The organism is Flavobacteriales bacterium, assembly GCA_025210805.1.
Lineage (GTDB): Bacteria > Bacteroidota > Bacteroidia > Flavobacteriales > CAJXXR01 > JAOAQX01.
In genome coordinates, this window is sequence record JAOAQX010000005.1 from 98,352 (window position 1) to 121,108 (window position 22,757).

A 22,757-nucleotide genomic window follows, 5' to 3' on the forward strand; every position below is an offset into this window, starting at 1 on the left:
AGCTTTTGGCACAAAATTTTGAAAAAAATGAAAGTAGAAAACGAGCAAGTTCAAGAAGAACAACAAGATAATATCGCCGAAGAATCTCAAGAAGAAACGACGGCTCAAGAAGAAACAATAGAACTTTCAGAGACAGAAAAACTACAAGCAGAAGTACAAGAGCTTAAAGATAAGCACATGCGACTTTATGCAGAGTTTGAAAACTTTAGAAGAAGATCCCAAAAAGAAAAATTGGACTTAATTTCTAATGGAGGAGTTGATATGGTGAAAAATATTCTTCCTGTGTTAGATGATTATGAAAGAGCAAACAAAGCTTTGACAGAATCAGATGATCTTGATGAAATAAAGAAAGGACAGGAGCTTATTCAAGCAAAGCTTATTCAAATTCTTGAAAATAAAGGACTAAAGGCTATGGAGGATACCATTGGTAAAACCTTTGATACCGATTTTCATGAGGCTGTTACACAGATTCCTGCACCTACAGAGGAGATGAAAGGAAAAGTGATAGACCAGTTAGAAACAGGGTATTTTTTCAATGAAAAGGTATTGCGTTACGCTAAAGTAGTGGTGGGGCAATAGTCGTTCACAAAAAACCAATTTATGGCAAAAAGAGATTATTACGAAATACTAGGAGTTGATAAGAACGCAGATGCGAAAACAATCAAAAAAGCTTATCGAAAACTAGCGATCCAATTTCACCCAGATAAAAACCCTGGAGACAAGGAAGCTGAAGATAAATTTAAGGAAGCTGCAGAGGCTTATGATGTGCTTTCGAACCCAGAGAAGAAACAACGTTATGACCAGTTCGGACATCAAGGAATGGACGGAATGGGAGGTTTCGGTGGCTTCGGTGGTGGAGGCGGAATGAATATGGATGATATCTTCAGTCAGTTTGGAGATATTTTCGGATTTGGAGGATCCCGCGGAGGCGGAGGAGAAAGACGTGTAAAAGGGTCCAATCTGCGTATTCGTGTAAAACTTACTCTAGAAGAAATAGCCAAAGGTGTTACGAAAAAGGTTAAAGTAAGAAGAAAAGTACAGGCCGATGGAGTTACTTTTAATACTTGTAGTGCTTGTCAAGGAAGAGGACAGGTTACGAGAGTGGTAAATACCATGCTTGGACAAATGCAAACTTCTACTACTTGTCCTACCTGTAATGGTGCAGGAAAGATGATTGATAAAAAACCTTCTGGTTCTGATCAATATGGTTTGATAGAAAAGGAAGAAGTAGTATCAATAGAAGTTCCTGCAGGAGTAGCAGAAGGAATGCAGCTCAATGTTAGAGGAAAAGGAAATGAAGGTCCTTTTAACGGTGTAAATGGAGATATGCTCGTGGTTATTACAGAAGTAGAGCATGAATTTCTAAAAAGGGAAGGAGCGAATCTACATTATGATCTTTATATCAATATTGCAGATGCTGCTTTAGGTTGTTCTCCACAAATTCCAACTGTAGATGGAAAAGCAAAAATTAATTTGGAAAAGGGTGTGCAGTCTGGTAAAATACTTCGTCTAAGAGGAAAAGGACTCCCTAATATTGAAGGTTATGGAAAAGGAGACCTTTTTGTACACATCAATGTATGGACTCCAAAAGAATTGACCAAAGAACAAGAAGACTTCTTTAAATCGATGAGAGAACATGATAGTTTTCAACCAAAAGATCTTAAAAATGAAAAATCTTTCTTTGATCGAGTAAAAGAAATGTTTAGTTAAACTATTTTGAATAAATAGGTTTTACTATAAAGAAAATGAAACGCTATAGCTGTCATCAATTGTTTTGGTGACAGTTTTTTTGTGTTTAATTATCATCATTTGTTATTTGTGTACTGTTTTGGGGTGTTTTTATTGTGTTTAAAATATTTGTAAATTCATATATAATGTATTTTTAATTAAGTATTTATTGTTTTGATGTGTTTATATCAATAAAAAGATAATGTTGTATAAAATGAAAACCTAAATAGTTTTACATCTATGTTGCTGATCATGAGTGTTGTGTGTTGTTTTTTTCTCACCTAAATGAGTCCTTTAGAGCGATAATTTTGTAGTTTTGTATTTTGTTAATAACTAAAGACGGTTGTAAAATATTCTTATAGATTTTCAATACAAAAACTATTTGATCAGGAAAGCAACATGCTGGTTACGAAGTTCAACAATGGACGCAGTGAAAAAGTGAGTGCTTTAACAATAATCGGAATTAGATGAACTCAATATGATGCGCACAATTTTTATTTTATTGATTTCTTGGTTAGTTTTTCCCCTTTCTGCTCAGGATTATCAAAAAATACCTCGAGTGGATTCGCTACTAAAGGTATCTCAGAAAAAATATTACCAAGGTGATATTCAATCAACCTATACAGTTTTAAGAGATTTATTGGACACTTTAGAGCAGGTAGAAACTGTAGATGTAAGTTATTATAAGGGTTTGACATATTTGTATATGTGTGAATTCAATGACGCTAGAAAAGATTCTTTGAGAATGAGCAAATATCTCGAGCAAGCCACTATTTATTATAAAAAAGGAAACTATCCTGAGCTTCAATCTAGAATCGCCTTAATGGACGCAACCTTAAAAGCAACTTTCTCACAGTTCGATGAAGCCAAAAAACAAGTTTATCAATCTCTGGAAATTTCTAAAAAACATCAATTTGATAGATTAATGATTGATGGGTATCAGCTGCTAGCATACATCTCTATTTTGAGTAAAAAAACAGACTCTACTCAAGTCTATATGAATCATCTTTCTTTTGAAGTACAGGATTTTATGGATAGTGTTTTGTTATCGAAATCCTATTACTTAAAAGGAATTTATCAAGATGTGATTTTGAAAAAAAATCCGATAAAGTATTTTATAAAAGCTTATGATATTTCACCAGAAGATGCTTATACCAGGCGGCATTTTTATGCCAGATTTCTGGTTGTTCAATACAAAAAGAGGAAATTATACAAAGAAGCACTCAGGTATAAAGACAAGTCATACTTTTATTTGAGTAAAATAGCAGGTAAATCTGTAGGGAATTACCTAACAAGACTTGAGGAAAAAGAAGAAGAATTTCGAGTAAAAGCTAGACTGAAAGAGGTTGAAATAGAACGTTTAAAAGAACGTCAGAAAATAAAAAACCAACGAATTTTTATTTGGATAGGAGCATTTTTAGCTTTGGTAATGGCTATTGTAGTGATTGTTTACTACAGAAATTATCAAAGACAAAAAGAATTAACTGCAAAACTGGATAAGCATAACAAAATGCTTGCGAAAGCTAAGGCAGAAGCAGAAGAATTGGCAAAAATGAAATCGCAATTTAGCGAAACAGTGAGTCATGAACTCAGAACTCCTTTGCATGGTATTATCGGTTTGATTTCAATATTAGAATCTGAAGAACGCTTTAAATTATCTAAAACAGGGCAGGAATATCTTGATTCTCTTAAGTTTTCAAGTGATTACTTGTTAAGTTTAATTAATGATATCCTTCAAATTAGTAAAATTGAATCTCAGAAAATTGATCTTGAAGAAACCCCTTTTGAAATCGAGTTATTGATTCGAAATTTGTCAAATTCTTTCCAGTTTCTCATGGATAGAAACAAGAATACATTTGATGTGCAAATTGATGAAGAAATCCCAAAAATACTACTTGGAGATGCCATACGCTTGTCTCAAGTTTTAATAAATCTTGTGGGGAACGCCATGAAATTCACCAAAAATGGATCCGTATTTTTGAGAGTTGCCACTTTGGACAAAAATGATCAAATGGTTAAGCTGAGAGTCGAAATTGAGGATACAGGAAAGGGAATTCCACGAATAGAACAAAAGCGAATTTTCGAGAAATTTACCCAGATTAAAAATCAGGCGTCAAACCTTAATGGAACAGGACTTGGGTTACCCATCGTAAAAGAACTCTTACAACTTTTTGGAAGTGAGATTCATTTGGAATCCGAGGAAGGAAAAGGTGCAAAATTTTGGTTTGATATTGAGTTTAAAATTTCTAAAATTCAAATAATTTCAAATAATGTACTCCTTGATGAAGATTTTATTTCTAACAAAAAAACGAATCAGAAAGTTCTTTTAGTAGATGATAATCAGATTAATGTAATTGTAACTCAGAGGATATTAGAAAAAAATCATTTTGAAGTTACAGTTTGTCATAACGGACAAGAAGCAGTTGATGAGCTAAGAAAAAATGCTGCTTATAGTTTGGTACTCATGGATTATCACATGCCTAAAATGAATGGAGATGAGGCTACTAAAATAATTCGTTCAGAAGGGATCAATATTCCCATCATATTACTGTCAGCTACCGATATGAAATCTCAACTTCAAAAAGATGATAATCATGGTTTTAATGACTGTATTATCAAACCTTATGATCAATATGATTTTTTACAGAAGGTATTTAAATATACTAAGTATCAGAAATGATAATATCTAGTGTGAATTTGTAAATAGGTATAATTATAACACACCATAAAATCAAAATAAGGCTCTTTCGGTTTTCGAAAGAACCTTATTTTTTTGAATTATAAATTGATTTTCTTCAATTGTCCATTCTGGATGATATAATATATTTTCTCAATATCCTTTCCTTTCTTTTCATCAGGTTTTTTCTGATAAATCATTTCTAATTGATACACAATCTGAATCACAGGGGTGATCGATCCTTCATTGAGCACGAAGTCAAAATCACTTGGGATGATTTCATTAAAGTAGCTGGTTCTATTTTTAGATATAGGTGTTTGAATCTCACTTGAAGAAATTTTGTATTGGGATTGTGGTTTTGTTTCGAAACTTTCATAATTATCCAAAGGATAATGAAGTTGGAAAGCATCCCTGTGAAAAACATTATAAGTGCTGAAATCTGTTGATTTTAAAGATTCAATTTCCGCTTTTTTGATTTTTAATTTATTGATGCATTCTGCTTTGAGTTGATTTTTAATGTCTTGAAGCTTTTTTGAGAATGAATTTACTTTGATTAAATGATAAATATCTTGCTTGGCAAGAATTTGAAGGATTTTAGCCAAGTGGTTACCCTCAGAAAATTTGATATGGATATTTTTTTTGATGTCAAATCCATCAGCTTTTTTGTGGTAAACATCTTTTTTAAACCAGCTTTTGGTAATTTCTACAGAATATTTTGGCATCATTGCCACAAGGTCAATATGGGATTCTATTTTCATAGATTCTGAGATTTCTTTGAGTGCTTTTTGTATTCTGAGATCTATCGAATGAATCACAGCTTCGCTGTTTTTTCCGCTTTCATGAACTTCAAAAATTGCTTTATAATAATCGGGTTCTACATTGGCTAAACCTTTTACTCGTATCAATTTTTGGTCTGGACTAAAAGAGGGCATCGAAATATCCGGACGTGTATTTTGCAAAGGGGTAATTCCTCCATGAAGCGTGGCTGTCCCCACGCCTAGTTGAGCATAGTTAAAGGTGCTCAAAATGGTGAATAACAATAAGAAAGTTTGTTTCATAATAAAGTTTTTATAAGATATTTTTACTCACTTTTCTTTCTAAATTCAGAAAGAAAAGTGAGTGTTTGTTATGATTTGAGTTAAATACAAAGCAAGAGGATTATTTTAGAATAGCTTTTCCTAGTTGAGCTCCTAAAGTTTTCGTAGAGTTTTTTGTTTCTTTTTGCTTTTTTTGAAGGTAATTACTTCTTTTTTGTTCTAAAGCTCCCAGTTTTTTGTGGAGTTGATTCCTTTCGGTTTGTAGTTTTTCTATTTCTTTTTTAATTTCTTGGTCACTTTTACCTTCAAATCTTTTATGCATTTTTCCACTGCTTACTTTCTTTAGAGCGGCAACACTTTTTCCGTTAGCTGAGTAATTATCTACAGCATCCCATCGGTCTTTTTTGTAAATATTTTTGTTCTTTTTGATTAAAGCTTTTTCAACTAAGCGTTCTTTTTGTAAAGAAGCTTGCTCTTGATCATTCTCTTCCATTTCTACTTTCATCTCTAGCTGGCTTTCGTAAATAGGAATATAAGTATTGTTGATCGATTGATTAATAGAGAGAATTTCATCATCATAAGGAGTGGGGATTTGATGAACTCGGTCATCTTGATTGATTACAAAAAAGCCTCCATTTCCTCTTCTTGCACCATCTTTCCAGTTTGTGCGAATCCCTTCAATACGATTTCCGCAGAATATGGTGTTTACTTCAATGCCTTTTGCTACGCCTTCAGAAATGGCTTTTTTATAGGATATTTTACCTTGTGTAAAGGCTTCATTTCCTGCAATTACAATCACTTTTTGTGTATTCCTACTATACACATCCCAGTCCAGTTCATTGACGGTTTTTTTGATGACTGCTCCACAATATTCGTCTCCACCATTGGTTGTTAGTTTAAAAAGTTCTCTAGAAACTTTATCTAGGTTATGGGTAAAAGGAAGAATTTGTTCAATATATCCACCATAAGCACTCAGCCCGGAGTTTCCGTATTGATAAAGTGCAATTTCGATTTCGGCATTAGGTTCCTCTTTGCTCAGGTGTCCTATGGTTTCCCACAACTGATTTTTTGCTTGATTAATAAGTCCATTCATACTCCCCGAGGTATCTAGTAATAGAGCAAGTTGAATTTTTTTTATTCCTCTTCGGATACTTTCCTCTTGGTGTACTATTTGTTTTTCTGGCTTGAGTTTCTCTGTCGGATTTTTAGAAGCATATAGCATTCCGAAGGTGGTAAGTGTAAGAATACCTAATCCAATTTTGTGTAGAAATGTCGTTTTCATAATTGTTCTATTTTAATTCTGAGGCTAATTTCTATTCAAAATAAATCATAAAATTCCTCTATTAAGTTAAGGTCGGTTTTTAGTGAGGGAAGTGCCTTTTTTGTTTAGGGAACCCTTTTTTTAACGTAAAACGAACAATTTGAGAGCAATTTTTTTTCTTTAGTTTTGAGTCATGAAAAGATTCTTAAAGAATATATTATGGTTTGTAGTGGTTTTTGTTTCTCTCAAAAATTCTTTCGCTCAGTCTGGAGAAACTATTATAAAAAGTGATAGTGCTTCAAAGAATAGAGCAGAAATTTTAGAATTTGAGTTTCAAGATATTCAACAAAACCTTGTTCAAAATGTCCAACGCAATCCCATTCAAGAAGCCAATGAGTATGTGCGTTTAGGAAAACTCTTTTTAAAACAAGACGATGCCGAAACTGCAAAGCAATATTTTCTTAAAGCTATTTCTCAATCAAAATCGAGTAGAAAGAAATCCTTTTCTTTAAAATCAAAGAGTAATGATTTCAAGGATTATGAGGCACATTATTTTTTAATCAAAGCATATTTAAAATTAGGAAATACACAACAAGCGGTAAAATACTACCAAAGCAGAAATAAGGATTTTTCTAAAATTGGAGCATGGACACTTTTAAATATTGAGATTTTAGAAAAGCAAAAAAAATGGAAAGATTTATATGATTACTGTAGATTTTTAGAGAAAAAACAATTCACAAAAAAGACGCTTTTAATCATTAAAGAAAAGAAAATATTGGCAGAAGCCAAAGGTTCTGTGAAATCTAATTTCTCTAACAAAGATCGTGTAATTCGAGTGTCTATTGACGATAAAGAGGAAGATTTAGAGAATTTAAGTTATGAAACAAAAAATGAATTAGCCAAGACTTATCAACAAAGTAATCAGATTGAAAAAGAGCTGAATATTAGAGAGAAACTTACAAAAAGTGCCAAAATAAGTCCAAAACAGAAAGCTGTTCAACAGAAAGAAATTGCCAAAATTCATAAAAAGCAAAAATCAGAAGATAAAGCACTTCTTATTCTTAAAGAAAGTTTGAAATCTGCTCAAAATACCAGTGATTTTAAACTCCAAAAAGAAATATTAATAGAGCTAACAGCTTTGTTAGAAAAAAAGAAAAAATATAGAGAAGCCACAAAATATTATCAAAATCTTTTAAGTGTTTCAAAAGCATTAGAAGAAGAAAAAGAAGCTGTTTTTCAAGCAAAAATAAAACAAAAAGAAGGAGTTGTTAGACAAAAGGAGAGTTTGAAAAGTATTGATTATCAAAGAGAAATCTTTAAAAAAGATCAAGACATTAGTTCTTATGAACAAAGGCTTTTTGAAGAAGAAAGTAAATTTCAAAAATCGATTATTCTCTTTATGAGCATTGGGTTTTTGGTGCTGTTTGGAGTGTTAATTTGGTACCATAAGCAAAGAAAAAAATTGCAAAAAATAAATTTGCAGTTGGAGTTGAAGAATCTTCGAAGCCAAATGAATCCACATTTTATATTTAACTCCCTCAATGCGGTAAATCACTTTATTGCTCATAAAAACGAGCTTTTGGCAAACGAATACCTCACAGAATTCGCTCTTTTGATGAGAAACACACTCAGTCAGTCTGATGAAGATTTAATTTCTTTAAAAGAAGAAATGGTTTTTCTAAACAGATACTGTGAGTTGGAGAAAATGCGTTTTGAGAACAAATTTGAATTCAAATTTCAAGTAGATGATGCCATTCAGCCCGAAGAATATGCCATTCCTCCGCTTTTACTTCAGCCATTTGTGGAGAATGCTGTCTGGCATGGCTTGAGATATCTGGAAGAAAAAGGGAATTTATTGGTTCAATTTTCTAAAGAGAAAGAGCAGGTAAGAATCATCATTGAGGATAATGGAATAGGGCGTAGGAAGTCTCAAGAATACAAAACTTCCAACCAGAAAAAACATCAATCTAAAGGAGTCAGTTTGATCCAGAGACGAATAGAGGTGAGTAATCAACTTAGTCATCAAAAAATCCAATGGAGAATTGAAGATTTAGAGCAAGGTACTCGTGTAATTATTGATCTAAAAAAATGAAATTAAAAACTGTAATAATAGACGATGAGCAAATGGCGAGAGACGTCATGAAAAATTACCTCCAAAATTATTGTGAAGAGCAAGTGGAGCTTGTACAAATTTGTGATGGATTCAAATCTGCCGTTTCCTATCTCAATAAAAACCAAGTAGATTTAGTTTTTTTAGATGTAGAAATGCCTTTTGGAAACGGATTGGATGTTTTAGAAACTTTAGGCGACTATGATTTTAAGGTGATTTTTACAACAGCTTTTGACCATTATGCCATAGAAGCACTCCATGCCCATGCTTTTGATTATCTTCTAAAACCTATCAGTATCAAAAAACTGGTAAAAAGTGTACAAGACGTGCATGATTTAAAAGAAAAAAATCCCAAAATAGAAAAGCAATCAATCTATCTTAAAATATCTTCACAACGTGGCTTTGAGTTAATTCCCAAGAGCGAGATTATTTTTATTCAGGCAGCTGATAATTATTGTGAAGTTCACACTTTAGACTCAAAAAAATATCTACTGAGTAAAACGCTCAAAAAAGTGGAGCAAGAGCTTTTCTCTGATGACTTTATTAGAATCCATAAATCGTATTTGGTCAATTGGAATCAAATTCAAAGATATGAAAGACAATATGGTGGGTCTATTTTTTTGAAAAACGGAAAAGAAATCCCTATTAGCCTCAACGGAAAGAAGCTGCTCAATGAAAGATTGAAATTTTAGAATATCCTGAATCAGGAGTGAAAAATAAACATTGGATTTAGTTTTCTTTTCCGCTCCTAAAAAGTCTGGAGATACTCTTAGAAGGGGTAATAATACTAGAAAGACTTTTTTTTCAAGCCTCGATTCGCATTTATTAGAAAAAAATAAAATGAGCATTGATAAAAAAAGACTAATTTTACCTGTTTTTTGATCCCAATACTATGAGCGAAAATATTCAGCAAGCGGTGAAGAAAGTTTTTACCCAATTTTTGGAAAGTAATAAACAAAGAAAAACACCCGAAAGATTTGCTATTTTACGTGAGATTTATAATAGTGATAAGCATTTTGATGTAGAAACCCTTTTTGAAATAATGAAAGAGGAAAACTACAGAGTAAGCCGTGCAACACTTTATAATACCATAGAATTATTGGTAGATTGTAATTTGGTAAGAAAACATGCATTTGGAAACGCCACAGCTACTTATGAAAAATCTTTTACCAACAAACAACATGATCATATCATTTTGGAAGACGGAGAGATTATCGAGTTTTGTGATCCAAGAATTCAGAGTATTAAAAAGACTTTAGAAGAAGTGTTTGATATAGAGGTTTTTAGTCATTCTTTAAATATCTATGCCAAGAAAAACCCAAAGAAAAAGAAATCCAACTCAAAATAAACGATTAAATGGCGGTTGACGTACTATTAGGTCTTCAATGGGGAGACGAAGGAAAAGGAAAAATTGTCGATGTTTTAAGTCGTAATTACGACATCATTGCCCGTTTTCAAGGAGGTCCAAATGCAGGACACACACTAGAATTTGATGGAATAAAGCATGTATTGCATACTATTCCTTCTGGGATATTTCATGATGACGTAGTCAATGTGATCGGAAATGGAGTAGTTATTGATCCTGTGATTTTTAGAAAAGAAATCGAGAATCTTCAACCCTTCAATATCGATTTTGCAAAAAAACTTTTGATTGCCAGAAAGGCACATTTAATATTGCCAACTCACAGATTGCTAGATGCGGCATCTGAAGCAGCAAAAGGAAAAACAAAAATAGGATCAACCCTAAAAGGAATCGGTCCTACTTATATGGATAAAACAGGAAGAAACGGACTTCGTGTAGGAGATATAGAACTTCCAAATTTTAAAGAAAAATATCAAGCTTTGGTTCAGAAGCATTTAGATATTTTGAAACATTATGATATCCAGTTTGAGCTAGAAGAACTCGAAACACCTTGGATGGAAGCTATTGAATTCCTAAAGCAAATGATGTTTATAGATTGTGAGCACTATCTTGAAAAAGCCATGAAAGATGGAAAAAAGATTTTGGCGGAGGGAGCACAAGGAACCATGTTAGACATTGATTTTGGAACTTATCCTTTTGTAACTTCTTCTAACACAATTACGGCAGGAGCTTGTACAGGTTTAGGAATTGCTCCAAACAAAATAGGGGATGTATTCGGAATTTTTAAAGCATACTGTACCCGTGTTGGTTCGGGACCATTCCCAACAGAATTAGACAATGAGCTAGGAGAAAAAATTCGCCAAGCTGGTCATGAATTTGGAGCCACAACAGGAAGAGAAAGAAGATGTGGTTGGATCGATCTTCCTGCATTAAAATATGCCATAAAAATCAATGGAGTAACTCAGTTGATGATGATGAAAGCAGATGTTCTTTCAGGGTTTGAAACACTAAGAGTATGTGATTCTTATCAATACAGAGGTGAAAGAACTGAAGATTTCCCTTATATTATAGAAGAAACATTGAGTCCAAATTATATTGATTTACCTATCTGGAAAGAAGACTTAACTCAGTCTGAGACAATGGAAGAAATGCCACAAGAACTTTGTGATTATGTAAGCTATTTGGAAAAAGAACTAGAAACTCCAATAAAAATAGTTTCTGTAGGTCCAGATAGAAAGCAAACGATACACCGTTAATAAAATATGATTTTAGGGAAAACTACCATAAAATCTGCTATACTATTGCTCTTCATTTTTTTAGTGAAGAGCAATATTTGTTTTGCACAAGAGGAAGAAGCATTAGAAATCCTTTCAGCCAAAGAAAGTTATCATGTTTCTAATCCTGAAGCAACCCAATTTTCCATTGGGAATATCCAATTATTACACAAGGGAACCCTTTTTTACTGTGATTCGGCGGTGTATTTTGAAGATAGAAAACTGGCTAAAGCTTATGGTGATATCCATATAAAAAGAGGAGATTCAGTAGATATTTTCTGTAAAGAAATTATTTATCATGAAGAAGAACAAAGGATAGAAGCCTATGACTCCGTAGTGCTCAGAAAAGACACCGTGTATCTTTTTACTGATGAAATAGAATATCATATTCAAGAAGAACGTGCAGAATATACCAAGGGAGGTCTGGTGGTGCAGAATCAAGATTCGATAAGAAGTACGGAAGGTGTTTTTCTAATGCAAGAGAACTTAATAGAATTCCAAAAAAACGTAAATGCTAAAAATCCAGATCAAACTTCTGTTTCAGATTTTTTGAGTTACGAAGTGAATACCTCCAATTTAACACAAAACGGAAACATACATATATATAATGACAGTTTGGATGCTAAAATGGATTACCTATTTTATGATGCATCTCAAGATCTGATTATCGGAAGAGGAAATATCCAAGCAAAATATGATAATTATGATGTCATTTCAGACTCTATTAATATCTTCACAAAAGATAGTATTCTTTATGCCTGGGATAATATATATGTATATGATCGAAAGGAGAACTTTCATCTTTATAGCCATTTCTTGAAGTTGAATCAGAAACAAGAAAGTGGAATTGCTTATGAGGATGTATTGTTATATCAAGTGGAAAATATAAAAGATACTACTTTTATAAAAGGAGATACACTTTACTTTAACAAAAAAGAAGATATAGAGATCACCTGTTTTCCGAATGTGAAATTACTGAGAGAAGATGTACAATGTATTGCTGACTCTATGTTTTTGGATAAAAATAAAGAGAAACTGTATCTTCATAAAGATCCAATAGCTTGGATGGATGGGCAGCAAGTGAAAGCTGATCAAATCATTTTTTTATTCAAAGAAGAAAAGGTTGATAGTCTATTTTTAGATGGACATGTGTTCTTGATTCAAACAGAAGATTCCTTAAAAGAATTATATTCTCAATTAAAAGGTAGAATGATGCGAATAGATATGGATAGTAACAGGATTCAATCTTCTTGGGTTTTTGGAAATGTAGAAAGTCTATTTTGTATCAAAGAAAAAGAAGAAATAACGGGATTACACTACATGTCTGGGGCAGAATTGAACCTATTTTTCGAAGAAAAAGAACTAAAGGAAGCACAAATGCTCATGGAGATTGAAGGGAAAGTAACTCCAAGTCAAAAAATCAACGAAAAAAACAAATATCTTTCAAAATTTCAATTATTTCCAGAATTACAAGTAAAAAGGCTTGATTTTAAAAGACTTGAAAAGTAAACGAGTGATTGCAAGGTTAATTTATAATCAACGATTTTTTAAAAAAATGGAAATTAAATGAAAGAAAAGTTAGGAAGTTTAAAAAAAAATACTAAATTCACAACTTGAAAAGAGGGAGATAATTTGCTTTATTAACTAAAGAAACTAAACAAAGTATCACATTAAATTATGAAAAAACTAGTTTTATCTATTGCTGCCTTGGTAGCATTTTCGTTCTCAGCAGACGCACAAACAAGAAAAGGAACTATCTTGTTAGGTGCAGGAAGTGATTTAGCTGAAACAAAAATTACTGAATTGGAGATTTCTCCAAGAATCGGATTCTTCGTGCAAGATGGAGTAGCTATTGGTGCAATAGTTAACTTTTCTAGCAATTCGAGTGAATCAAATGACGATCAATCTCAAGCAGGTCCTAACAAAAAATTGAACAATTCTTCATCTACTTTAGGTGCTTTTGTTCGTTACTATGTTTCAAACAACGTATTTGCAGAGCTTGGTGTTTCAAACACTAACACGAGTAATGAGCATTTAGACTACATTACTAAGTCACGTCAAGTATTAGATGCAAATAACAACCCTGTAAAAGATGCAAGTGGAAACGATTTGTATGCAGTGTCAAACAAGAAAGAAAAGTTTGACTTGACAAGTTCTGCTATGGATTTAGATCTTGGTCTTGGTTATACTTTGGTATTCAAAGAGCACTTTGCACTTGAGCCTTACGTAAAGTTTAACCTTCAGTCAGGTACAGAAAAAGTATATGATAGAGATATCAACGTTACCGGAGCTGGAAACGAAGATGATATTAAGAATACTTATAAAGTAATTGACAGAGATTTCTCTGGAACTAACTTTAGATTAGGATTAAACTTTAGCTTGTTCTTCTAGTCTATAGAAGTTACAAATCTTAAAGAGACCTTTAAAAACAAAAGCCCGAATGCACTGCATTCGGGCTTTTTGCTGTTTTATAAATGGTATTGTTTTTTACTAAGGGATTATCTAATTCCGTTTACGTTGTATATCATCTACGGTGGTATTTTACTCATAAGCCCCCTTTGAAGGGGGAAAGGGGGATGTTGCACAACGAAATACCCCGAAAAAGAAGCTAAAACAGTGAGTAAGTGAACATCGTAAACGGTATAATTCCCCCTTGGAGAGCTTATTCCAGTGAGTAATACCGATTACTTGCTAAAATTACCCACTTATACCGATTATTTGTTAAATAATCACTTACTTCACTTCGTTCGTAATTTATTTTTACCAATATATCGGCATTAGACAAAAAGGTGAAGTCCAATTTCACTGCGTTCATAACTGGCTTTTAGCAATGTATCGACATTATACCTATGAGTAAATTAACACCATAAATGGTATAAACTAACACTGCAAGTTATAATGTCATAAAAAATATTGCTACTCTATATAAATAATAGAATGCTGAGGATTTAATTCTGTGTATCCCCAAGACACCGGAGAGCTTGTTTCTTTGAAGTTCCAATTTTTTGAAATACAAAATTTTGAATGATTACTCTGGAAAATGATCGGGAAATCTTGTGTCAAATTTTCATTGCAATAGTTGAAAAAATAGATTGTCTGTGCTTGTTCATCTTGAGAGTTAATTTTGAATTTTTCATATTCAGCAGCTTCTTTCGTACTTTTTAGTTCCTTAAAAAAAGGTGTTCTGTTTTGATAGCGAGCATAATTCTTAAATTTCTCTTTTTGATTTTTGTCCAATGAATAATTAGAAATTAAAGTCATACTATATTTTTTTTCGATCCCTATAATCAGCCCTTTTTGATCTAAATAACTAAAATGTAAAGGAATATTACTGTTGAGTTTATCGATAATAGTATGATAACCTATGAAAATAGCAAAAGTAATAATCAGCCATTTTACCTTTTTAAAGTCAAATTTGACCAATAATTGAAAAAGTAAAAAAAGAATAAGGTAGTAGAATACTATTGTAAATTCTGATTTGATCCTAAAGTTTAAGAAATGTAAAGGAAGTTGTTCACCCAAATGTAATAAAGCCATTAACAGATGAGTAAGTTTATCCAACAAAGTAGAAATTACTCTATCTAAAATGGGTATTTGTAAGAATAAAATACTCAATACACCACCCACCAGTAGAACGGTAACCAAAAGTAAGGCTGGAATCTGAAAGAGCCAAAACCACAGCGGAAATTGCCCGAAATAAAAGAGTAAAAGAGGAATTAAAAACAATTGAACAACTAAAGAGATGAGCGTGCTTATCACTAAAAATTTTAGAATTTTATTGGGAATGAGTTTTTCCACCCTTTTTACAAAAGGTAACGCAATTAGAATTCCAAAAGTAGCCAAATAGCTAAATTGAAACCCCATATCAAAAAGCTGTAATGGATCAAAAAATAGAACAGTTCCACCACAAATAATTAAGATATAGATGGAGGAAATGGGGCGACGGTGATGAAAGGAATAAAACAAAGCCGAAAACATGAAAATTGCCCTTAGAACACTGGGTGAAAAATTGCAGAGCCAAGCATAAAACAACAGAATCAGGACAGTGATAAGATGTTTTGTTTTAATCCATCGATATTTGTTACCAAAGAGCCAAGATCGAGAAAGAATAAAAATAATCAACTGATAAATAATTGCTACATGCATACCGCTAATTGCAATGAGGTGCATGAGTCCCAGTTTTTGAAAATTGGAAATACTCGCTTGATCCATTGCCGATTTATTTCCAAAACAAATTGCTTCAAGAAGTTGAACAGTTTCTGTATGAAGATTTTTTTCCCAAAGAGCGTGAATAAAATTTTGAATATCCCTTTTGAATGATGCCAGATTTGTTTCACTTTTTACTAAAGCGAACTGAGTAGAATCGTGAATAGTCATTTGATAATAGATGCCTTTTTTGGTCAAATAATTTTTGAATGAAAATTCATTTGGAAGGTTTCTATTTTTTATTTCACGCTGTTGAGTTGTTATTTGATAGCGTTCCGTGCTTTTTGGTAAATGATTTTTCCAATAAATGATTAATCGGGAATCCTCACACTGTGCAAAAGAATAAGTAATCTTTGGTTTGGACACCACTTTTTCAATGGTACAAATACATTTTGTTTTGGAGGGGATAATGGGTGTTTTTTGTGGAATTGCTAAGCCTGTGTAGAAAAATAAACTGATAAAAAGTATGATAATTTGCTTCGAAAAAACGAAGAGTACAGTCAAAATGATCAAGAACAAGCCAATCCATACTTGAGGTATTTGCAATGGAAAATTAGTCCAAAATATAATACTAATTGTGTAAAAAAAGATAATTTTAAATATTGATGGCATTGTAATACAGTTATTTGTAAAGTTATGAAATCTACTTTAAAAACGATTCAATGGAGCATGAAAGCAATTTTTAACATTGAATTTCAATGTAATGTTATCTATAATAGAGATTCTTCCATAGATTTGTTATGAATAGTTATAGAAAACCATTGTTTTCTTTGTAATAAGTATTTTATAAACCTGTAGTATTAAACGCTTGATTAAGCGTGTGTATATGCATGTTGAAATAATTTATCACACCTGATAGGATCAGTTTATTTAAGTGTATTTTAGGTTTTGTTGTTAAGCACTTTTAAAATTCTGCCCCAGGTGTGATTTTTTTTTTAGCTAAATTCTACTGGAAAATATATTTCCTTTTAAATTCTTGTATTTTTGTGCCATCCAAATAAAAAAACCTTCAAAAACGATGGAGTACAATTTTAGAGAAATTGAAAAGAAATGGTCAAAAACTTGGGAAGAAAACCAAGTTTATCGAGTAGAAAACCAATCTGATAAACCTAAATTTTATGTCTTAGATATGTTTCCTTATCCTTCTGGTGCAGGATTACATGTTGGGCATCCATTAGGGTATATTGCTTCAGATATTTATGCACGTTTCAAGAGACTGAAAGGTTTTAACGTACTTCATCCTATGGGTTATGATGCTTTTGGCCTTCCTGCTGAGCAATATGCTATTCAGACAGGGCAACATCCCGCAGTTTCTACCGAAAAAAATACCACAAGATATCGTGAGCAATTGGATAAAATCGGATTTTCATTTGACTGGAGCCGTTCATTCAAAACTTGTGATGAAAAATACTACCAGTGGACCCAATGGATTTTTCTTAAACTTTTTGGATCTTGGTATGATGCCAAAGCTAAAAAGGCGAAGTCGATAGGAGAGCTAATCGCTCATTTTGAAGAGAATGGAAGTGAAGGAATTATTGCTAATGCAAGTTTTGAAGGACAATTTTCTGCCCAAGAGTGGAAATCTATGTCTGAAAAAGAGCAAGAAGATATTCTTCAGCAGTTCCGACTCGCATTTCGATCTTTGGATTATGTAAACTGGTGTCCTGCTTTGGGAACAGTATTAGCAAATGATGAGGTAAAGGAAGGGCTTTCGGAGCGTGGAGGTCATCCCGTTGAAAAAAGAAAAATGTGGGGTTGGTCTTTGAGAGTATCTGCTTATGCTGATAGACTTTTACAAGGTTTGGATCAAGTAGATTGGACAGATTCACTAAAAGAGCAACAGAAAAACTGGATCGGAAAATCGAAAGGTGCTCAGGTTATTTTTGATGTAGATGGACACGAAGATGTACAGATAGAAGTGTTTACTACACGACCTGATACCATTTTTGGAGTGACCTTTATGACTTTGGCTCCTGAAAGCGAATTGGTAGAAAAAATTACTACCAAGGATTATCAAAAGGAAGTAGAAGCGTATATCACTCAAGCCAAAAATAAATCTGAAAGAGAAAGACAGGCCGACGTAAAAAATATCTCTGGAGTATTCACAGGGGCTTTTGCTAAGCACCCACTTACGGGTGAAAATATCCCAATTTGGGTAGGAGATTATGTTTTAGGTTCTTATGGAACGGGTGCCGTGATGGCAGTACCTGCTCATGATTCTCGAGATTTTGCTTTTGCTAATCATTTCAGAATTCCTGTAAAACAAGTTATTTCTGCGGATGGAAGTATTGCAACCTTGCTAGAAGAAGCTTTTGAAAGTAAAAATGGAATTTTGGTAAATTCAGGAGATTTTGATGGGCTAAAAGTAAAGGATGGTGCTTCACAAATTGTAAAGATCTTTAACGAAAAAGGAATTGGAAAATGGAAAACGAATTACCGTTTGAGAGATGCTGTTTTTAGCCGCCAGCGTTATTGGGGAGAACCAATTCCTATGTATATTGAAAACGACATGCCTAAGCCATTTCCAGAGGAAGAACTTCCATTGATTTTGGCAGAAGTAGATGAATATAAACCTACTGCTGAAGGACTAGCGCCTTTGGCTAGAAATAAGGATTGGAAAAGAAACGGACTACCAATAGAGCCGAACACCATGCCAGGTTGGGCAGGTTCGTCTTGGTATTTTTTCCGTTATATGGATCCAGACAATACCGAAGAATTTGCTTCAAAAGAAGCTTTGGATTATTGGCAACAGGTCGATCTTTATTTAGGAGGATCAGAACATGCCACAGGACATTTGATTTATTCTAGATTTTGGACAAAATTTTTATTTGATTTAGGCTTGGTTCCAATGGATGAACCTTTCAAAAAATTGTTTAATCAAGGAATGATTCTTGGACGATCAAGTTTTGCTCATCGTATTAAAGGAACCAATCAGTTTGTGTCTTATGATTTAAAGGATGATTACGATACCGCACCCATTCATGCAGATGTGGCTATGGTGGAGAACGATGTGTTAGACACAGAAGCCTTTAAGAACTGGCGAGAAGATTTGGCAGATGCTACATTTATTCTCAATGAAAAAGGTCAATTCCTTTGTGGTTCAGAAGTAGAAAAGATGTCTAAATCGAAATACAATGTGGTTAATCCAGACGATATTATTTTCGATCATGGAGCAGACACTTTAAGAATGTATGAGATGTTTTTGGGTCCTCTAGATCAATCAAAACCATGGAATACTCAAGGAATCTCAGGAGTTTCAAATTTCTTAAAGAAGTTTTGGAGACTTTATCATGAAGGTGAGCAATTCCAAGTTTCGGATGCAGAACCTACTGCCGAAGAACTAAAAATACTTCATAAAACCATTGGGAAGATTGAGCAAGATGTTGAAGCTTTTTCACTCAATACCTCGATTTCTACTTTTATGATCGCCACTAATGATCTTCAGAAATTGAAGTGTAATAAAAAAGCCATCTTAGCACCATTATTAGTCGTAATGGCTCCTTTTGCTCCTTTTATTACAGAAGAACTTTGGGCAAAAATGGGAAATACCCATTCTGTTCATCAAGCAGAATACCCAGTGTACCAAGAGGCACTCACAAAAGACAGCACAGCAAAATATGCGGTTGCTTTTAACGGTAAAGTGAGGTTTCAGTTAGAAGTGGAAGCTGGATTAAGCAAAGAAGCAGTAGAAAAACTCGCTAGAGAACACGAAAAAACTCCAAATTATATTGGCGACAAACAAGTGAGAAAAGTTATTGTTGTACCCAATAAGATGGTGAATATTGTGATTGGGTAAACCCATTCTAATAACAATTTAAAAGGTGGAATGAATACCAGTCTATCTTTATTGTATGCTAAAACACTTTAAAGTTATTGAATTTTAAAGTGTTTTTTTATGCTTTTATCTTTGTAATATCTTTTTTAAAAAATGACCTTATCTTTGATAAATCATGGAACAAATCATTTCTATAGTTGTCTTACCTTTTGTGAACTTGAGTCCAGATGGTCAAAATGAGTCTTTGGTCGATAGTATGACTGGAGACTTAATCATCAATTTGTCTAAAATTAATGGATTAAAAGTAACCTCTAAACAATCATCTTTTTATTATAAGAATAGAAATATTCCATTGGATGAAATATCAAAAAAATTGGGGGTAAAGGTTGTACTAGAAGGAAGTATTCAGATTTTAGACGGAAGAATTAAAGTGAGTGCTAGTTTGGTACAGGCTTCAGAAGATTTTCTTTTTTGGTCAGATATATGGGAAAGAAAAATAGATGATTTTTTTAGAGTTCAAGATGAACTGAGTGAAGAAATTGCCCAAAAACTTCAAGAACAAATAGGTCATTTTGAAATTCGAAATAACTTTTTAGAACACCCTGAAAGAGACCTAAAGTTGCACAAAATCTATTTAGAAGCAAAAAATAAATCCAACCAATGGAACCCACAAGGCGTTTTGGAATCTATTGTGCTCTTTGAAGAAATTTTGGACAGTAATCCACAATATATAGAAGCTCATATAGGAATTGCTGATGCGTATAGTTTTCTAGCAGTTACTCGGTTTATGAATATCAAAGAAGCTTGGGCAAAGGTGAACCTTCATGGGCAAATGGCAAAGCAAATAGATCCAAATCATGCAGGAGTTTATTATATTTTAGCGAATGTGTGTTTTTTCGATAAAATGGATTTTGCTTCTTCTTTGCGATACGCAAAAAAAGCGGTAAAACTACAGTCTAATCATTCAGAAGCCTTACAATTTTTGGTTTTTTTGTATTCTATTTCAGGAGCATGCGATTTGGCATATAAATATTTAGAAAAGGTTCAAGACTGTGATCCATTTAGCTCAGAGAATCTTTTTTATCAAGCATTTTTGCATTACCGAAACAATGAGTTTGACAAAGCTTTGAAAGGCTTTAATCAATGTTTGAATGATAATCCTCATAATATTCCAGCTTATTTCCAAAAAGGATTTACACTTTTGGCACTTAATAAAGCTCAAGAAATGTTGGATTGGATCAATAAAATGCCATCGGAAATACAAGTTTTGGGAGATATAAAAGGACTCAAATGCTTGGCATATATTCTACTGGATGAAAAAGGAAATACTCAAAAAGCCCTTCAAGAACTCAAAGAGGATTCTCAAAATCATTTGGCTCATCAAGAGCACAGTTATTGGTTTTTGACTGAGGTATTGCAAGGCTATTATGATGAAGCATTTGATTGGTTGGATCAATTAATAAGGATTCAATCTCCAATTGTTTTGATTTATTTTGGCGATACTTTTGGTAGTCGACTTTCAGCAGATATACGATATAAAGAGTATCATAAATTGTTGTTCTCTGCGGTGGAGGATTTAGAGAATGAAAAAGTGAAAAAATTGCTTTCTGAATCTGAAACAGAAAATGCAAGATTAAAACTGGAGTCCTATCTGCAAGAAGAAGATCCTTTTTTAAATCCAAAAATGTCATTACGTCATACCGCTCAATACATAGGCATTCACCCAAACCAATTATCTTGGTTAATCAACAATTATTATGCAAAGAACTTTAATGTATTTGTGAATGAATATCGAATAGAACGATTTATAAAATTGGCAAAAGATACAAGGAATCAGCATATTTCTCTTTTGGGATTAGCATTTGAAAGTGGATTTAATTCTAAAAGCTCTTTTAATACCTTTTTCAAGAAAATTAAGGGCTGCACACCAAAAGAATTCTTGATGAATAATAAAAACACGTTTTAGACGAACTTAAATATATTTTATAAAAACACGTTCACTATTATAATATCACACTTTGGCGCTTTTATTAATCTCCATATTTGTAAAAAAAAAGATATGGATATGAAAGCAGTTGTTGCCACAGGTTATGGTTCTCCAGATGTTTTGGAGTGTAAATTGATTGCAAAACCACAACCAAAATCTAATGAAATCTTAGTGAAAGTAAAAGCCGCTTGCGTCACAAGAGCTGACACCATGATGCGTACAGGTAAACCACTTATTGGTAGATTGTTTACGGGTTTGATAAAACCGAGCAAGTCTGTTCCCGGTGCTGGTTTTTCGGGAGTTATAGAAGCTGTCGGAGATCAAGTTAGCCTATTCAAAGTAGGCGACGAGGTATTTGGCGAATCTGCCAGTCGATACGATTGTCAAGCCGAGTATTTGTGTACCTCAGAAGATTCTTTGGTGTTAAAAAAGCCTGAAAATCTTGATTTTTCTGAAGCATCCACTTATGGGGATGGACCTGTTACTTCCTACAATTTTCTAAAGATATTGGGAGAGGTGAATGCTAGCAAATCTATCTTAATCAATGGGGCTTCGGGGAGTTTAGGAATGGCAGCTATTCAAATAGGTAAATATTACGGAGCTCATATTACCGCAGTCTGTAGTGCCAAAAACAAATCCTTGGTCGTGTCATTAGGAGCAGATGAAGTAATCGATTATCGAAAAACCGATGTATCAAAAATTCTTGAAAAATATGATATTATTTATGATACAGTGGGAAATTTGAGTTTTTCGATGATGAAAAACCAATTGACCGATAAGGGAATACTAATGACCCCCGTTTTGGATTTTGGAATTTTGTGTTCCTCTATTTTGAGAAAAAATCCCAAGAAAAAAAGAGTAATTTTTTCTGCAACAGGACTCAAAAAAGATCGAGAATTAATTTTGTATATGCAGGAAATTGTCAAAATATTTGAGGCAAGAAAATTAAAAACCATTATCGATAGACAATACCCAATAGAAAAGATCAGTGATGCCCACCGCTATATTGATACAGGGCGAAAAAAGGGGAATGTTGTTTTGTTGCTTGGTAGTTAATTGTTGTTTATTGATGCGATATTCTTGTGGTATATCTGATGCTAATTTTTTGATAGGAATAAGTAATACTATTTCAGCAAGTAATAGGAATAAGTGCATAAAATAGTAAATAATAAGGTGATAATATAAATAAAGTTTATTGAAATTAATTTCAATAAACTTTAAGTTTAATCAATAAAATCAAGGCTTGCCAATGATTTTACCAAGTATTTTTGACCATTAAACCCATTATTCGAACAGTAAAATATTTGAGTAATGATAGATAGTAAAAGCTTATTCTGCT

15 protein-coding genes are annotated in these 22,757 nt (G+C 33.0%); 12 read left to right on the forward strand and 3 right to left on the reverse strand.

Annotated elements, in window-relative coordinates; translation table 11 throughout:
* The first annotated feature begins 27 nt into the window (after window positions 1-27).
* The 3 genes from N4A45_02295 to N4A45_02305 all read left to right on the forward strand — a co-directional run bounded on the left by N4A45_02295 (window position 28) and on the right by N4A45_02305 (window position 4,408).
* The gene (locus N4A45_02295; protein ID MCT4664048.1) at window positions 28-579 is read left to right on the forward strand and encodes a nucleotide exchange factor GrpE; all 552 of its coding nucleotides are present in this window, start codon (window positions 28-30) and stop codon (window positions 577-579) included.
* Between the two features lie 21 nt (window positions 580-600).
* The gene (gene dnaJ / locus N4A45_02300) at window positions 601-1,710 is read left to right on the forward strand and encodes a molecular chaperone DnaJ (protein MCT4664049.1); all 1,110 of its coding nucleotides are present in this window, start codon (window positions 601-603) and stop codon (window positions 1,708-1,710) included.
* 496 nt (window positions 1,711-2,206) lie between these two features.
* A complete protein-coding gene (locus N4A45_02305; GenBank protein MCT4664050.1) occupies window positions 2,207-4,408 on the forward strand; it encodes an ATP-binding protein in 2,202 nt (733 codons plus the stop codon).
* 98 nt (window positions 4,409-4,506) lie between these two features.
* Here the strand turns inward: N4A45_02305 and N4A45_02310 are convergent, their stop codons facing one another.
* Window positions 4,507-5,463, reverse strand: coding sequence for a hypothetical protein (locus tag N4A45_02310; GenBank protein MCT4664051.1), 957 nt, complete (start codon window positions 5,461-5,463; stop codon window positions 4,507-4,509).
* Window positions 5,464-5,563: 100 nt separating this feature from the next.
* Window positions 5,564-6,724 (reverse strand): VWA domain-containing protein, encoded by a 1,161-nt coding sequence (locus N4A45_02315; protein ID MCT4664052.1) that lies wholly within the window; start codon window positions 6,722-6,724, stop codon window positions 5,564-5,566.
* Window positions 6,725-6,896: 172 nt separating this feature from the next.
* Here N4A45_02315 and N4A45_02320 point away from each other — a divergent pair, with 172 nt between their 5' ends.
* The 6 genes from N4A45_02320 (at window position 6,897) to N4A45_02345 (ending at window position 13,841) form a co-directional block, all read left to right on the forward strand.
* Window positions 6,897-8,795 (forward strand): histidine kinase, encoded by a 1,899-nt coding sequence (locus tag N4A45_02320; protein ID MCT4664053.1) that lies wholly within the window; start codon window positions 6,897-6,899, stop codon window positions 8,793-8,795.
* A complete protein-coding gene (locus N4A45_02325) occupies window positions 8,792-9,505 on the forward strand; it encodes a LytTR family DNA-binding domain-containing protein (protein ID MCT4664054.1) in 714 nt (237 codons plus the stop codon). Before N4A45_02320 ends, N4A45_02325 begins: the two co-directional genes overlap by 4 nt.
* 200 nt (window positions 9,506-9,705) lie before the next feature.
* Window positions 9,706-10,161: a transcriptional repressor gene (locus tag N4A45_02330; protein MCT4664055.1), complete on the forward strand. Its 456-nt coding sequence runs from the start codon at window positions 9,706-9,708 to the stop codon at window positions 10,159-10,161.
* 8 nt (window positions 10,162-10,169) lie between these two features.
* On the forward strand, window positions 10,170-11,432 hold the full coding sequence (locus N4A45_02335) for an adenylosuccinate synthase (protein MCT4664056.1): 1,263 nt from the start codon (window positions 10,170-10,172) through the stop codon (window positions 11,430-11,432).
* A gap of 6 nt (window positions 11,433-11,438) precedes the next feature.
* Window positions 11,439-12,959 (forward strand): hypothetical protein, encoded by a 1,521-nt coding sequence (locus N4A45_02340; GenBank protein ID MCT4664057.1) that lies wholly within the window; start codon window positions 11,439-11,441, stop codon window positions 12,957-12,959.
* Between the two features lie 168 nt (window positions 12,960-13,127).
* Window positions 13,128-13,841 (forward strand): autotransporter domain-containing protein, encoded by a 714-nt coding sequence (locus tag N4A45_02345; GenBank protein ID MCT4664058.1) that lies wholly within the window; start codon window positions 13,128-13,130, stop codon window positions 13,839-13,841.
* Window positions 13,842-14,366: 525 nt separating this feature from the next.
* Here N4A45_02345 and N4A45_02350 read toward each other — a convergent pair.
* The gene (locus N4A45_02350) at window positions 14,367-16,022 is read right to left on the reverse strand and encodes a ComEC family competence protein (GenBank protein MCT4664059.1); all 1,656 of its coding nucleotides are present in this window, start codon (window positions 16,020-16,022) and stop codon (window positions 14,367-14,369) included.
* 652 nt (window positions 16,023-16,674) lie between these two features.
* Between N4A45_02350 and leuS the strand changes: the two genes are divergently transcribed.
* The 3 genes from leuS to N4A45_02365 all read left to right on the forward strand — a co-directional run bounded on the left by leuS (window position 16,675) and on the right by N4A45_02365 (window position 22,474).
* Entirely contained in the window at window positions 16,675-19,452 is a 2,778-nt protein-coding gene (leuS, locus tag N4A45_02355) for a leucine--tRNA ligase (GenBank protein ID MCT4664060.1), read from the forward strand.
* Between the two features lie 154 nt (window positions 19,453-19,606).
* Entirely contained in the window at window positions 19,607-21,397 is a 1,791-nt protein-coding gene (locus N4A45_02360) for a helix-turn-helix domain-containing protein (protein MCT4664061.1), read from the forward strand.
* Between the two features lie 99 nt (window positions 21,398-21,496).
* Window positions 21,497-22,474, forward strand: coding sequence for an NAD(P)-dependent alcohol dehydrogenase (locus tag N4A45_02365; GenBank protein ID MCT4664062.1), 978 nt, complete (start codon window positions 21,497-21,499; stop codon window positions 22,472-22,474).
* Window positions 22,475-22,757: the final 283 nt, after the last annotated feature.